Origin of the sequence: Streptomyces sp. WMMC940, assembly GCF_027460265.1 — a bacterium.
In the GTDB taxonomy this organism is placed as follows: domain Bacteria; phylum Actinomycetota; class Actinomycetes; order Streptomycetales; family Streptomycetaceae; genus Streptomyces.
On record NZ_JAPZBC010000003.1, the window covers coordinates 1 to 14,543 of the forward strand.

General features: G+C 70.5%; 14 protein-coding genes and 1 pseudogene. 6 read left to right on the top strand and 9 right to left on the bottom strand.

Features of this window, described 5'->3' with window-relative positions; genetic code table 11:
- The first annotated feature begins 16 nt into the window (after window positions 1-16).
- The 3 genes from O7595_RS33520 to O7595_RS33530 all read left to right on the top strand — a co-directional run bounded on the left by O7595_RS33520 (window position 17) and on the right by O7595_RS33530 (window position 1,287).
- Window positions 17-148 (top strand): dsRBD fold-containing protein, encoded by a 132-nt coding sequence (locus O7595_RS33520; protein WP_269732729.1) that lies wholly within the window; start codon window positions 17-19, stop codon window positions 146-148.
- Window positions 149-422: 274 nt separating this feature from the next.
- Window positions 423-938: a GNAT family N-acetyltransferase gene (locus O7595_RS33525; protein ID WP_269728212.1), complete on the top strand. Its 516-nt coding sequence runs from the start codon at window positions 423-425 to the stop codon at window positions 936-938.
- 73 nt (window positions 939-1,011) lie between these two features.
- Window positions 1,012-1,287, top strand: a complete 276-nt coding sequence (locus O7595_RS33530) for a DUF2087 domain-containing protein (protein WP_269728211.1) — start codon at window positions 1,012-1,014, stop codon at window positions 1,285-1,287.
- An 81-nt stretch (window positions 1,288-1,368) separates the two neighbouring features.
- Here the strand turns inward: O7595_RS33530 and O7595_RS33535 are convergent, their stop codons facing one another.
- Complete coding sequence (locus O7595_RS33535; RefSeq protein ID WP_269728210.1) at window positions 1,369-1,977, bottom strand: YceI family protein; 609 nt, start codon at window positions 1,975-1,977, stop codon at window positions 1,369-1,371.
- Window positions 1,978-2,381: 404 nt separating this feature from the next.
- Between O7595_RS33535 and O7595_RS33540 the strand changes: the two genes are divergently transcribed.
- The 3 genes from O7595_RS33540 (at window position 2,382) to O7595_RS33550 (ending at window position 6,744) form a co-directional block, all read left to right on the top strand.
- Window positions 2,382-4,781 (top strand): polysaccharide lyase 8 family protein, encoded by a 2,400-nt coding sequence (locus O7595_RS33540; RefSeq protein WP_269732427.1) that lies wholly within the window; start codon window positions 2,382-2,384, stop codon window positions 4,779-4,781.
- Between the two features lie 154 nt (window positions 4,782-4,935).
- Window positions 4,936-6,519 (top strand): acyl-CoA carboxylase subunit beta, encoded by a 1,584-nt coding sequence (locus tag O7595_RS33545; RefSeq protein WP_269728209.1) that lies wholly within the window; start codon window positions 4,936-4,938, stop codon window positions 6,517-6,519.
- 21 nt (window positions 6,520-6,540) lie between these two features.
- Complete coding sequence (locus O7595_RS33550; RefSeq protein ID WP_138052968.1) at window positions 6,541-6,744, top strand: acyl-CoA carboxylase subunit epsilon; 204 nt, start codon at window positions 6,541-6,543, stop codon at window positions 6,742-6,744.
- Window positions 6,745-6,943: 199 nt separating this feature from the next.
- Here the strand turns inward: O7595_RS33550 and O7595_RS33555 are convergent, their stop codons facing one another.
- The 8 genes and pseudogenes from O7595_RS33555 to O7595_RS33590 all read right to left on the bottom strand — a co-directional run.
- On the bottom strand, window positions 6,944-7,525 hold the full coding sequence (locus O7595_RS33555; protein WP_266383712.1) for a GTP-binding protein: 582 nt from the start codon (window positions 7,523-7,525) through the stop codon (window positions 6,944-6,946).
- Window positions 7,506-8,075: a DUF742 domain-containing protein gene (locus O7595_RS33560; RefSeq protein ID WP_269728208.1), complete on the bottom strand. Its 570-nt coding sequence runs from the start codon at window positions 8,073-8,075 to the stop codon at window positions 7,506-7,508. The genes O7595_RS33555 and O7595_RS33560 overlap by 20 nt, the downstream gene beginning before the upstream one ends.
- Before the next feature lie 96 nt (window positions 8,076-8,171).
- Window positions 8,172-8,585, bottom strand: a complete 414-nt coding sequence (locus tag O7595_RS33565; RefSeq protein WP_030980891.1) for a roadblock/LC7 domain-containing protein — start codon at window positions 8,583-8,585, stop codon at window positions 8,172-8,174.
- 10 nt (window positions 8,586-8,595) lie between these two features.
- Window positions 8,596-11,928, bottom strand: coding sequence for a sensor histidine kinase (locus O7595_RS33570; RefSeq protein WP_269728207.1), 3,333 nt, complete (start codon window positions 11,926-11,928; stop codon window positions 8,596-8,598).
- 338 nt (window positions 11,929-12,266) lie between these two features.
- On the bottom strand, window positions 12,267-12,848 hold the full coding sequence (locus tag O7595_RS33575; RefSeq protein WP_269728206.1) for a GTP-binding protein: 582 nt from the start codon (window positions 12,846-12,848) through the stop codon (window positions 12,267-12,269).
- Entirely contained in the window at window positions 12,829-13,395 is a 567-nt protein-coding gene (locus O7595_RS33580) for a DUF742 domain-containing protein (RefSeq protein ID WP_269732728.1), read from the bottom strand. The genes O7595_RS33575 and O7595_RS33580 overlap by 20 nt, the downstream gene beginning before the upstream one ends.
- Window positions 13,396-13,491: 96 nt before the next feature.
- On the bottom strand, window positions 13,492-13,905 hold the full coding sequence (locus tag O7595_RS33585) for a roadblock/LC7 domain-containing protein (RefSeq protein WP_030980891.1): 414 nt from the start codon (window positions 13,903-13,905) through the stop codon (window positions 13,492-13,494).
- A 9-nt stretch (window positions 13,906-13,914) separates the two neighbouring features.
- Window positions 13,915-14,543 (bottom strand): annotated as a pseudogene (locus O7595_RS33590) (histidine kinase); the annotation flags it as partial.

Genomic DNA, 14,543 nt, shown 5'->3' on the forward strand with positions numbered 1-14,543 from the left:
TCGATCGGACCGGGACATCCCCCACATCGGTGATGAACTGGCGGTGGCGCGGGCCCTGAACGGGGTGAGCCACTCCCTGCTCCACGAGGTGGCCACGGAGATCGAGTCCCGCACCGGCGAGCAGGTGCACCGCCTCCGCGAGGGATGAGCCGCCGGTCCCCCGGGCCCGACTTCGGTGGCGCCCCGGGAACGTCCGGGCGCCGACCGTCGTCCGGCACGCGGAGCGCTGCACCGGCCGATTTCGCGCCACTCCCGACCAGCTCCGTTCGGTGACGCATCCTGTGCGAAGCGTAGCCAGGATGGCGCGAACCCCTCTTGAGCCGGCCTTGCGATCGCAAAAGACTCTGTCCTGTGCCGAGACGGGTGTCCGCCCGCACGGGGGTCTGCGGCACTCCGCCGTACAGGCCGCGAGGAGGCCCCCTATGCCCGAAACCGGCACGCGCCGCACCGGACATCCGATCACCCTTGCCGACGGCACGCCCACCCGGACGCGGGAGGCGACCCCCGCCGACCTCGGCCCGGTCCAGGCGCTGCACCACCGCTGCTCGCCCGGCAGCCGTGCCATGCGCTACCACGCGGGCACGCCCGGACTGTCGGCGGCCGGCTGGCGGCTGCTGTGCGATCCGGAGCGCGGCACCACCCTGGTCACCACCACCGCCCAGCGGACGGACCGCATCATCGCCATGACCAACGTCATGCGCACCGCTCGGCAGGGCGTCGGCGAGTTCGCGGTGCTGATCGAGGACGCCTGGCAGTCCAAGGGGCTGGGTACGGCGCTCACCGCCCATGCCGCCGACGTCGCCCGGCGGGACGGGCACCACACCCTGACCGCGGCGGTGGCCGCGGCCAATGTGCCGATGCTCCACGTCCTGGAGACCCTGGACGCGCCGCCCGCCCGGGCCACCGGCCCGGTCCTCGACATCGAGATACCGCTGTAGGGCGTGGCGGACGCAGTGCGGGGCGGCGAAATCGCGTTGCACCGCCGGGGCGGGGTGCATCAGGCTTCGGCGCATGTCCGACAACGAAGCCGGCGGTCCACGGGATGTGTCCGCACTCTTCTCCCGGGGCCGGCTGACGGCGATCCCGCGGAAGGCCGCCCGCCGTCGGCATCTGCTCGACCACCTCGCCCGGACCCTGTTCCAGCAGGGTCGGGAGTACACCGAGCGCGAGGTCAACGACGCCATCCGGACGGTCCACCAAGACTGCTCGGCGCTGCGCCGGTATCTGGTCGAGGCCCGGCTGCTGACCCGCGCCAGGGACGGCAGCGCCTACCGGCGGGCCGTGTGACCGCACCCGGGGGAGAGGGGGCGGTCCATGCCGAACCCCCGTCCGCGGGGACGGGGGTTCGCCGGCCGAGCCCGGGTGACGTCAGGCGGCCTGCTTGATCGCCGAGATGTCGAAGTTCAGCCTCACCTTGTCGCTCACCATCACGCCGCCGGTCTCCAGCGCGGCGTTCCAGGTCAGACCCCAGTCGGAGCGCAGGATCTCGGCGCTGCCCTCGAAGCCGACGCGCTCGTTGCCGTAGACGTCGGTCGCCGTGCCGTTGAACTCCAGGTCGATGGAGAGCGGGCGGGTGACGTCCTTGATGGTGAGGTCGCCGCTGATGCGGTACTTCTCGCCGCCGAGCTGCTCGGCCGTGGTCGAGCGGAAGGACATCACCGGAAAGGTCTCGGCGTCGAAGAAGTCACCGCTGCGCAGGTGCCCGTCACGGTCGCCGATGCCGGTGTCGATGCTGGCGATCTTGACGTCGATGACGGCGGTGGAGCGGGACGGGTCGGCACCGTCCAGGTGCAGCGTGCCCTCGTGGTCGCTGAACGTGCCGCGCACGTTCGTGACCATGGCATGGCGGACCGTGAAGCCGATGCTGCTGTGGGCCGGGTCGATGGCGTACTTGCCGGTGAGGGCTGCCAGTGCGGGGTCCACAGGGCGGGGGGCGGCGGGGGCGGTCTCGCTGGTCTTGCGGTTGAACAGGCCCATGATTGCTCCTCGGGGACGTGGTCGGGCGGGTCGGTGGCCTTCCCGGCCACTCGTTGAACCTTCAACGACACTCACCATAGAAGCATTCCCGTTCAAATTTCAACTTTCCTTCGTGGGTCTTCCCCTCGCCGCGCGCCGGGACCGCACCCTGCTGCCCCGCCCGGCGCCACTCGGGCCGGCGGCGCCGGCGACTCCGACGACCCCGTCCCGGCGCGCACCCAGCGCCCGGGTCGCACTTCAGAGGCCCTCGCACCGCATGCGCGGTCGCCGTCGTCACGGCCGTGCCCATGGCCCCGCGGCGCCGGCGACGGCCTGATCGAGGCGTTGTGGCCGACCTCCCCGGGTGCTATGCCAACTGCCAACCGGACCATGTCACTTCGTTCCCGGAGGCCCCGTTGCCCGCCCTGCCCGCCTGGTCCCGCCGCGCCCTGCTGCTCGCCTCCGGCTCAGGCGCGCTCTCCCTGGCCCTGCCCGCTCCCGCCTCCGCTCCCGCGTCCGGCACCCCGGCCGGAGCGGGCGGCAGCGCCGACGATGTGTACGCCGCACTGCGCCGCCGCTGGCTGGAACTCCAGCTCGGCACCGACTACGACCCGGCCGCGGAGCCGTACGCCTCGCGGCTCGCGGAGACCGGCCGCCTCGCCCGCACCTTCCGCGACTCCATGGCACCTGCCGGGGACTCCCTCTTCCCCGGCCTCCGCTTCGACCCGCCGTCCGGCATCACGGCCGGCTACAGCAGGCTGTGGACCATGGCACAGGCCTGCCTCCAGCCGGGCACCGGATCGACCGGGGACACGGCGATGCTCGCCGACGTCGTCCGCGGCCTCGACCATCTCTCCGAGCGGATCTACAACCCCTCCACCACCCGCTACGGGAACTGGTGGGAGTGGCAGATCGGCAGCCCGCGCCTGCTGATGGACATCGTCACGGCGCTCCACGGCGAGCTCACCCACGAGCGGCGCCACGCCGCGTGCGCGGCCGTCGACCACTTCGTGCCGGACAGCGTGCTCGGCTCCTACACCGGCACCAGTACCGGAGCGAACCGGGTCGATCTGTGCCGCTCGGTCGTACTGCGCGGCATCAACGGCGCGGAGCCGGCGAGGATCGCCCTCGCCCGCGACGCGCTGTCTCCCGTCTTCCCGCACGTCACCACGGGTGACGGCCTCTACGCCGACGGATCGTTCGTCCAGCACACCTGGGTGGCCTACTCCGGCACGTACGGGCAGGTCCTGCTCGACGGCCTCGGCCGCCTCTTCGCCCTCCTCGCGGGCTCCGCCTGGGACATCACCGACCCCGGCCGGGCCAACGTCCTCGGCAGCGTCGAGAACGCCTTCGCCCCGTTGATCCACGACGGTCTGATGATGGACAGCGTCAACGGCCGGGCGATCAGCCGCGGCCTGCTCTCCGGCGACGGCCGCCGGGTCATGCGCAGCGACCACTTCCACGGCCACGCGCTCATCGCGGCCGTCGCGCTGCTCGCGGACGGGGCGCCCGCCGCCGAGCGCACCCGCTGGCAGTCCATGATCAAGGGCTGGATCGAACGGGACACCGTCAGTCCCGTCCTCACCGACCGCCAGTTCGGGGTGGCCGATCTTGCCCGACTGCACGCCGTGGCCGCCGCCCCCGTCCCCGCCGCGCCGGAGCCGGTCGGACACAAGCTGTTCGCCGCCATGGACCGGGCCGTCCACCGCCGGCCCGGCTGGGCCGCCGGCATCGCCATGTCCTCGGAGCGGATCTCGGCCTACGAGTGCGGCAACGGGGAGAACCCGCGCGGCTGGCACACCGGCGCCGGAATGCTCTACTGGTGGCCCGGTTCCGACCGGGGCGACCAGTACACCGACTGGTTCTGGCCGACCGTCGACTGGTACCGGCTGCCCGGGACGACCGTGTCGACCCGCCGCCTCGCCGACCGGGAGGGCGGCGAATGGGGGGAGCCGAAACCGGGCGTGAAGTGGGTCGGTGGCTCGACCGACGGCGAGTACGCGGCCGTGGGCCAGCACCTCAGGGGGCTCGGCTCGACCCTGGAGGCGCGAAAGTCCTGGTTCTGTGCCGCCGACGCCGTGATCTGCCTCGGGGCCGGGATCACCTGCACGGACGGCGTACCCGTGGAGACGGTCGTCGACAACAGGAACCTCGGCGAGCGCCCGGCCTCGGCCCTCACTACCGGGCGCCACGGCCGCTGGGCTCATCTGGACGGACACGGCGGCTGGGTCCTCCTCCCGGTCGGCCCGGCCGGTGCCGACCGCGCGGAGCGGCCCGGCGGGTCGGGGCTGCGCACCCTGCGCGAGGCACGGACCGGGGCGTGGCGGGACATCAACACCACCAGCTCTCCCGAACGGCGGACCCGTCACTACCAGACCCTGTGGCTGGACCACGGGACCGATCCGGTGAACTCGTCCTACGGGTACATCCTGATGCCCGGGGCCTCCCGGCGGGCGGTCGAGGCCCGTGCGGCCGACCCGGGCTGGCTGGAGGTCCTCGACAATTCGGACATCTGTCAATCGGTCGCCGTCCCCTCGCTCGGGCTGACCGCGGCGAACTTCTGGCGGGCCGCTACCGTGGGTGCCCTCACCGTCACGTCGCCGGCGAGCGTGGTGGTACGGAGGCGCGGCCGGACCGCTACGCTCCACATCAGCGAACCCATGCGCACCGGGCTGCCGTTGGAGCTCGTCTGGGACCGCCCGGTGGGCAGGGTCCTGGGTGCCGCTCCGTCGGTCGAGGTGCTGGGCACCGGCCGCCGCCTGCGGTTGGGGATCGCTCCGGGTACGGCAGGTGTCGTACATGGCTGCGAGGTGACCATCAGCTGACGTCATTGTTGGACCACGACAAAACGGCAGGCCGTTCAACTGGTACTTCGCCTGTGGTGCGAAATGGTTCTGTGCGGGGCTGACAGCAGATCGGGCGCGAGACTGTACGGAGTCAACGGCAGGATTTTCTTGGTCCGCTCCGTAGGGTTCGTACATGACCGTTTTGGACGAGACCGCAGGCGAGCCGACCGACGCACGCGGGCGTGTGGCCGAGCTGCACGCCCTTCGCGATCAGGCGCGGCGCGGACCCAGTGACCGGGCGACCGAGGCGCAGCACGCCAAGGGCAAGCTGACCGCGCGCGAGCGTATCGAGCTGCTGCTGGACGCGGGGTCGTTCCGTGAGGTCGAGCAGCTCCGGCGGCACCGCGCCTCCGGCTTCGGACTGGAGTCGAAGAAGCCCTACACCGACGGTGTGATCACGGGGTGGGGCACGGTCGAGGGCCGTACGGTCTTCGTCTACGCGCACGACTTCCGGATCTTCGGCGGTGCCCTCGGCGAGGCGCACGCCACGAAGATCCATAAGATCATGGACATGGCGATCGCCGCCGGTGCGCCTCTGGTGTCGCTGAACGACGGCGCCGGTGCCCGCATCCAGGAAGGCGTCTCGGCCCTTGCGGGCTACGGCGGTATCTTCCAGCGCAACACCAGGGCCTCGGGCGTCATCCCGCAGATCAGCGTGATGCTCGGCCCGTGTGCGGGCGGCGCCGCCTACTCGCCGGCGCTGACCGACTTCGTGTTCATGGTCCGTGAGACCTCGCAGATGTTCATCACCGGTCCGGACGTCGTCAAGGCGGTCACCGGCGAGGAGATCACCCAGAACGGCCTCGGCGGCGCGGACGTCCACGCCGAGACCAGCGGAGTGGCCCACTTCGCCTACGACGACGAGGAGACGTGCATCGCGGAGGTCCGGTACCTGCTGTCGATGCTCCCGCAGAACAACCGGGAGAACCCGCCGCACGCGCAGAGCGAGGACCCGGCGGACCGCCGCTCGGACGTCCTGCTCGACCTGGTTCCGGCCGACGGCAACCGTCCGTACGACATGCACAAGGTCATCGAGGAGATCGTCGACGACGGCGACTACCTGGAGATCCACGAGCGCTGGGCGCGCAACATCATCTGCGCCCTGGGCCGGCTCGACGGCCAGGTCGTCGGTATCGTCGCCAACCAGCCGCAGTCGCTGGCCGGTGTCCTCGACATCGAGGCGAGCGAGAAGGCCGCACGCTTCGTGCAGATGTGCGACGCCTTCAACATCCCGATCATCACCCTGCTGGACGTGCCGGGCTTCCTGCCCGGAGTCGACCAGGAGCACGGCGGGATCATCCGCCACGGCGCGAAGCTCCTGTACGCCTACTGCAACGCGACGGTGCCCCGCATCTCGCTGATCCTGCGCAAGGCCTACGGCGGCGCGTACATCGTCATGGACTCCCAGTCCATCGGTGCCGACCTCACCTACGCCTGGCCCACGAACGAGATCGCCGTGATGGGGGCGGAGGGTGCGGCCAACGTCATCTTCCGCCGCCAGATCGCCGACGCCGAGGACCCCGACGCCATGCGTGCCCGCATGGTCAAGGAGTACAAGGCCGAGCTGATGCACCCCTACTACGCCGCGGAGCGCGGACTGGTCGACGACGTCATCGACCCGGCCGAGACCCGCGAGGTCCTGATCCGCTCCCTCGCCATGCTCCGCACCAAGCACGCCGACCTGCCGTCCCGCAAGCACGGCAACCCCCCGCAGTAACCCATGAGGAGAACGCTGCACATGACCACGCCCGCAGAATCCCTGCTCCGCGTCGAGAAGGGGCACGCCGACCCCGAGGAACTGGCCGCGATCACGGCCGTGCTCCTCGCCCGCGCCGCCTCGCAGCCGCAGGCCGTCCCGGCCCACCGCGGCCGCAGCACCGCCGGATGGCGCCGTCTGGAGCGCCAGTCCGGCTTCCGCGCTCCGCACTCCTGGCAGGGCTGACGCCCTCCCGGACCCCGAGGCCCCGTCCGTTCCCTCACCGGGAACGGACGGGGCCTTCGTCTTTCTCCGTCCTGCCGTGCCCCCGGTGGGACGGAGAAGGGCGGAACGCGGACACGCGAAGGCCCCGTACACCGTGACGTGTGACGGTGTACGGGGCCTTCCCGGGAACGGGACGGGGCGGTCGGTACGGCCGACGGGCCTACCGCAGGCGTGCCATGAGTGCGTGCTCGACGAGGGTGATGAGGGCGCTCTTGGCGTCGGCGCGGTGGCGTGCGTCGGTGGTGATGATCGGGGCGTCGGGGCCGATCTGGAGTGCTTCGCGGACTTCGTCGGGGGTGTAGGGCTGGTGTCCCTCGAAGCCGTTCAGGGCCACCACGAACGGCAGGCCGCTGTTCTCGAAGTAGTCGACCGCGGGGAAGCAGTCGGCGAGTCTGCGGGTGTCGACGAGGACGACGGCGCCGATGGCGCCGCGGACGAGGTCGTCCCACATGAACCAGAAGCGGTCCTGTCCGGGGGTGCCGAACAGGTAGAGGATCAGGTCCTGGTCGAGGGTGATGCGGCCGAAGTCCATGGCCACCGTGGTGGTGGTCTTGTCGCCGGTGTGCGTGAGGTCGTCGATGCCGGCCGACGCGGACGTCATGACGGCCTCGGTACGCAGCGGGTTGATCTCCGAGACGGCGCCGACGAACGTGGTCTTGCCCACGCCGAAGCCGCCCGCCACCACGATCTTCGCGCTGGTGGTTGAGCGGGCTGCACCGCCGCTAGAGCTTGCGAAGTCCACTGAGCACCCTTTCGAGCAGTGTCACGTCTGGCTGGCCGCCGGCGGACTCGTCGCCGCCGGGCTGGTGGATGGCGACGAGTCCGGCCTCGGCCAGGTCGGCTACGAGGATCCGGGCGACGCCGAGGGGGATGGAGAGAAGTGCCGAGATCTCGGCCACCGACTTGATCTCGAGGCACAGTCGGCAGATCCGCTGGTGCTCGGGCAACTGCCCTTGCAGCCGCGCGGGATCGGCCGTGGTGCTGACCAGCGCCTCGATGGCGAGCTGGTAGCGGGGCCGGGTCCGGCCGCCGGTCATCGCGTAAGGACGCACCAACGGATTGTTGGTGCCCGACGCCTGCGACGGCTCAGGTGCCCGGCGGGGAGCCACCGGCTGGCTCCGGGGGCCCTGCGGCTGGTGGTACGACGGGTCGTACGGCTGCTGCGGCCGCTGGTAGGGCTGGGGACCGCCGCCTCTGCTCGGTGAAGAGGGGAAGTTGAAGCGGTTCTGAGCGTGCTCACCCGGAGACTGCTGAGCCCCGTCGTATGGGTGTCCGCCTGGGGGTGTTGCCACGATTCCTCCTCCGAGTGCCGTACGCCGGTCCATGTCCCTGTGGAGCCGCGCCACCGCACCCTATGGTGCGGTGGCGATAAACGCACTGCCGTTCAGCTAGTTGAGAAGACTTCCCTGAAGTTCGGCACGCAGGTCCGGGGTGAGGACGGTGCCGGCACGGTCGACCAGGAGAGCCATCTCGTATCCCACGAGGCCGATGTCGGCGTCCGGGTGGGCGAGCACGGCCAGCGAGGAGCCGTCCGAGATGGACATGATGAAGAGGAAACCACGCTCCATCTCCACGACGGTCTGGTTGACCGCGCCGCCTTCGAAGATCCGGGACGCCCCCGCGGTCAGCGAGGTCAGACCGGACGCGACCGCCGCCAGCTGGTCGGCGCGGTCACGCGGAAACCCTTCGGACATCGCCAGCAGGAGTCCGTCGGCGGAGACCACCACGGTGTGGGACACCCCGGGGGTGTTGTCCACGAAGTTGGTGATCAACCAGTTCAGATTCTGCGCCGCCTGGCTCATCGGGCTCACACTAACGCTCCTGGTTGTAGGTACTGCCCGGGCCGAAGCCCGATCCGTTCGTGTCCGTTCCCGCGCTGCGTCCCTGCTGGACACCGCGCCGCAGGTTGCTCAACCTGCCGCGCACATCCTCAGGGGCGCGGGACACCTGAGGGCCGTTCTGCGGGGTCTGCTCGGCCGTGCCCTCGATCAGATTGGCCTTGGGGACCCGGCGGGGAAGCCCGGACGAGGTGACTCCGCCGGCCGCGGGCTTGCGGAGCTTCTCGGCCCGCTGCCAGCGCTCGTCGTTCTTCGAACGCCACTCGCCTGAGCCGTCCGCCTCCGAGTCCCCGCCCTGGGCGGCCTGGGGCGCCTGGGGGGCCTGCTTGGCCTGTCCCGGCGTCTGGCCGCCGCCGGTGGAGGACTGCCACTGCTGCTGTCCCTGCTGCGGCTGTCCCGGCTGGCCGCTGCCGCGACGCGGCAGACCGGCGTCGGTCAGCTGGTGGCCGGATCCGGTGGCCGGAGCCGGACGTTCGAAGCCTACGCGGTCGGCGCCGTTCGCGGGAGCGGAGGGAGCAGATTCCGTATCCGCTCGGTACTCCGGCTCGTACGCGCTCTGGTACGTGTTCCGGTCCGCCCACTCTCCCTGGTCGGGCTGGGAGGCGTATCCGTTGTCGTACTGCGGTGCGGAGCCCTGCGAGTCGTCGTACGACGCTTCCGCATAGGCCTGCTCCTGGGTCTCCGGGTAACCGCCGGAAACCTGGAACTCGCCGGTGTTGTCGTACCCGTTGGCTTCGTAGCCGTTCTGCTGGTAGCCGCCGGTCTCGTAGCCGTTCCGGTCGTAGCCGTTCTGGTCGTACCCGTTCTGGTCGTACGCGGGCTGCTGCTCCTGTGCGTAGCCCTGCTCGTACTGCTCCTCGGCGTAGCTCCCCTGATCGGCGTAGGCCTGCTCGGGCTCGTCGTGGAACGGCGGGCGGTCCCCGCCCGTCTGCGCCTCCAGCGCCGCCCGGCGCTCCTCGCGCATCAGCGAGCGGTTGACCGGGTCCAGCTGCCGGGGCTCGGCGGGCTGGTCCTCGTAGCGGGAGTCGTCGAAGCCGAGTTCCGCGGCGGTGCGCATCGGCGCCGCATCGAAGGACTGCTGCGTCGGGATCATCTGGGAGACGGTGAAGTCGTCCTCGGGCAGGGCCTCGCCGCCGCCACCGTGGGTGATCGCGTCCGGGAGCATGACCAGCGACGTCGTGCCGGCCTGCTCGCCCGAGGGGCGGAGCTGGACGCGGATGCCGTGCCGGTCGGAGAGACGGCCGACCACGAAGAGGCCCATGCGCTGCGAGACTGCGGCGTCCACCGTCGGCGGGTTGGCCAGCTTGTGGTTGATGTCGGCGAAGTCCTCGGCGGTCAGGCCGATGCCCTTGTCGTGGATCTCGATCATGACCCGGCCGTCGGGCAGCCGGGTCGCGGTGACCCGGACCTTCGTCTGCGGCGAGGAGAACGTCGTGGCGTTCTCCAGCAGCTCGGCGAGGAGGTGCACGAGGTCGGTCACGGCCTGGCCGTGGATCTCGGTCTCCGGCACGCCGGTGAGCTCGATCCGCTCGTAGGACTCCACCTCGGAGGAGGCGGCACGGAGCACGTCGACCAGCGGCACCGGCTGGTTCCAGCGGCGGCCGGGCTCCTCGCCCGCGAGGACGAGGAGGTTCTCGCCGTTGCGGCGCATACGGGTCGCCAGATGGTCCAGCTTGAAGAGGTTCTCCAGCTGGTCCGGGTCGGCCTCGTTGTTCTCCAGGTCGGTGATCAGGGTCAACTGGCCCTCGATCAGCGACTGGTTGCGGCGCGAGAGATTGGTGAAGATCGCGTTGACGTTGCCGCGGAGCAGGGCCTGCTCGGCGGCGAGCCGCACGGCCTCGCGGTGCACCTGGTCGAAGGCGCGGGCGACCTCGCCGATCTCGTCCTTGCTGTCGATCGGGATCGGCTGCACACGGGTGTCGATCCGGCCGGGCTCGGTGCGCGAGAGCTGGTCGACGAGCATCGGCAGGCGCTGCTCGGCGATGCCGAAGGCGGCGGTGCGCAGCTGGCGCATCGAGCGGCTCATCTGGCGGGCCACCATGCCGGCCAGGATGAACGCGGCGAGCAGGGCGATCACGACGATCAGGCCGTTGACGATGGCGTCGGTCTTGGCGTCGTCGGAGATCTGGGCGGCCTCGGCCACCGCCTTGTCGACGAGTTCCCTCTCGACCTCGCTGTAGCCCTCGAACTTGGCGGTGGCGGCGGCCATCCAGATCTGCTGGGTGACGCCCTGCTCCGCGAGTTCGTCGGGGTCGGCACCGGTGCTGATCGCACCGACCATGCCGCCGAGGACCGAGCCGTCCTCGTCCTTCGGCGGAGGCTGGACGTCCTGGCCGGCGGCGGCGGCCTCGGCCATCTTGGCGGCCAGCGCCTTCTGGCCCTCCTCCGTCTTCCTGGCCATGACCTCCTTCAGCCTGTCCACGTCGGCCTGGGTACCACCGGACTGGTACTCGCCGAGGGCGATGCCCTCCAGGTAGGCGTAGGAGGTGAAGGCGATGGTCTGGCCGGCCCTGATGTCCTTCTTCTTGCTCGGACGGATGAGCAGCTCGGTACCGATGGAGCGCTGCAGCGACTCGGCGGCCTTGGCCAGCTGGATGGCGTACACCATCCGGCCGTAGCTCGTGACGTTGCCCGTGCCGAGACCGAGCTCGTTGGCGAACTCCATCAGGTAGTGCTGGACGCCGACGTAGCTCTCCTGGGTGGCGACGGGGCCCCGCTCGTCGTCACTGGGGTCGTCGGGGTCGTCGCCCTCCGACTTGGTGGGCGTCTCGAACGGCACGGTGTAGGCGACCTGGCGAAGCTTCTCGAGGGCCGGCTCCGCGGCGCGGAAGAGGTTCAGGCGCCGCTCGAGGCCCTCCTTCTGCGGCATGTCCTTGACGGCCTCGTCGAACTTCGCCTTGGCCGCGTCCGTGGCGGCCCTGGCCTCCGTGACGACCCTGCTCTGACTGTCGCCCTTCAGCAGGGGCTCCGCCGTGAGGTCCCGCTCGTTGAGGAGGGCCTGGCCGTACGCCGAGGCGGCGCGCACGATGAGCGCCGTCTTCTCGGCGTCCTGGGCCTCGTTCCAGGTGTCGATCGACCCCTTCACCTGGAATCCGCCCATGACGAGGCCGACCAGCACGGGTATGAGGAGGATCGCGTTCAGCCGGGTCGGCACACGCCAGTTGCGCGGCGACAGCCTGCTGGAACTGCCACCGGTGGCGGAGGGCTCCACGGGCTGCACATCCGCAGGCGACGCCGCTGCACGCGGGGGCGGGGTGAAGTTGCCCCGCGACTGCTGTTCCGCGGAGCTCGTCTTGCTTCGCCTCACTCGACCAACAACCTCTCGGCGTCGGCACCTAGGTTGTGCCGATTATTGTTCAGGGCCGTACTACTCATGAGTTCGTTGATTTCAGCACGCCAAGGGGGTCGGCTCCAAACAGCGGGAACCGGCCGAACCGCGCCCTCCGAACCGGAGATAAAACGGGCATAAAGAGCGAGCCCCGGCAAAAAGAGGGGCCTGTGTGAGCACAGCGATACCAGCCGGATGCATCGGGTGTCCGAACCCCGAGAATTCTCTGTCGAAACGTTATGAACATGGAGGCGGACCGTGTCAAAAAGACACGGCCCGCCCATGAAAGGTCTACGACAACATCCGTATGCCCACTTCTACTTGAGACGTGCCATGAGTGCGTGTTCCACGAGGGTGATGAGGGCGCTCTTGGCGTCGGCGCGGTGGCGTGCGTCGGTGGTGATGATCGGGGCGTCGGGGCCGATCTGGAGTGCTTCGCGGACTTCGTCGGGGGTGTAGGGCTGGTGTCCCTCGAAGCCGTTCAGGGCCACCACGAACGGCAGGCCGCTGTTCTCGAAGTAGTCGACCGCGGGGAAGCAGTCGGCGAGTCTGCGGGTGTCGACGAGGACGACGGCGCCGATGGCGCCGCGGACGAGGTCGTCCCACATGAACCAGAAGCGGTCCTGTCCGGGGGTGCCGAACAGGTAGAGGATCAGGTCCTGGTCGAGGGTGATGCGGCCGAAGTCCATGGCCACCGTGGTGGTGGTCTTGTCGCCGGTGTGCGTGAGGTCGTCGATGCCGGCCGACGCGGACGTCATGACGGCCTCGGTACGCAGCGGGTTGATCTCCGAGACGGCGCCGACGAACGTGGTCTTGCCCACGCCGAAGCCGCCCGCCACCACGATCTTCGCGCTGGTGGTCGAGCGGGCTGCACCGGCGCTAGAGCTTGCGAAGTCCACTGAGCACCCTTTCGAGCAGTGTCACATCCGGCGTGCCGCCGGCCTCTCCATTGCCCGGCTGGTGGATCGCCACCATGCCGGCCTCCGCCAGGTCCGCCACCAGGATCCGCGCCACACCCAGCGGCATCGACAGCAGCGCCGAGACCTCGGCCACCGACTTGACCTCCCGGCAGAGGTGGCAGATCCGCTGGTGCTCGGGCAGGAGCGTCGACAGGTGCGCCGGGTCGGCGGTGGTGCTGACCAGCGCCTCGATGGCGAGCTGGTAGCGCGGCCGGGTCCGGCCGCCGGTCATCGCGTAAGGACGCACCAACGGATTGTTGGTGCCCGACGCCTGCGACGGCTCAGGTGCCCGGCGGGGAGCCACCGGCTGGCTCCGGGGGCCCTGCGGCTGGTGGTACGACGGGTCGTACGGCTGCTGCGGCCGCTGGTAGGGCTGGGGACCGCCGCCTCTGCTCGGTGAAGAGGGGAAGTTGAAGCGGTTCTGAGCGTGCTCACCCGGAGACTGCTGAGCCCCGTCGTATGGGTGTCCGCCTGGGGGTGTTGCCACGATTCCTCCTCCGAGTGCCGTACGCCGGTCCATGTCCCTGTGGAGCCGCGCCACCGCACCCTATGGTGCGGTGGCGATAAACGCACTGCCGTTCAGCTAGTTGAGAAGACTTCCCTGAAGTTCGGCACGCAGGTCCGGGGTGAGGACGGTGCCGGCACGGTCGACCAGGAGAGCCATCTCGTATCCCACGAGGCCGATGTCGGCGTCCGGGTGGGCGAGCACGGCCAGCGAGGAGCCGTCCGAGATGGACATGATGAAGAGGAAACCACGCTCCATCTCCACGACGGTCTGGTTGACCGCGCCGCCTTCGAAGATCCGGGACGCCCCCGCGGTCAGCGAGGTCAGACCGGACGCGACCGCCGCCAGCTGGTCGGCGCGGTCACGCGGAAACCCTTCGGACATCGCCAGCAGCAGACCGTCGGCGGAGACCACCACGGTGTGGGACACCCCGGGGGTGTTGTCCACGAAGTTGGTGATCAACCAGTTCAGATTCTGCGCCGCCTGGCTCATCGGGCTCAACTAACGCTCCTGCTGGTGAGTGGGGCCGACGTTGAAGCTGCCGGTGTTTCCGGAGCCGCCCGCCTGACGCCCCTGCTGGATGCCCCGACGGAGATTGGTCAGCCGGCCCCGTACGTCGTCCGGCGCACGGGACACCTGCGGACCGGTGTGGTGGGTCTGCTCCTGCGCGGTTCCCGGCACGAGATTGGCGCGCGGGACCCGTCGGGGCAGACCCGAGGTGGTGACACCGCCGGCCGCGGGCTTGCGCACCCGCTCGGCCTGGCGCACCAGCTCGTCGTTGGGCGAGGTCCGCCAGGAGGCGGCACCCGCGTTGTTGTGCTGGCCGCCCTGACCCGGCTGGCCCTGGCCGCCCGTGGGGCGGCGCGGCGGGCCCGACGGAGCGGGGCGCCCGGCCGGTGCGGCCGGCTGCTGCGGTGCGGCCGGGGGCTGTGCGGCGCCGTCGGCACCGCCGCCGCCCTGGTTCTGGTGGAACCAGTTCGTCTCCAGCGTGTCGTACAGCGGCGTACGGCCGTCGCCGGGGCCGGACGCCGGCGGCAGCGCTTCGGGCTGCGGCTGCGCGGGCAGGCTGCCCACGGCCGGACGCGGCGCGCCGAAGTCGGCACCGCCGTGGCGCGGACGCGGTGCTCCGG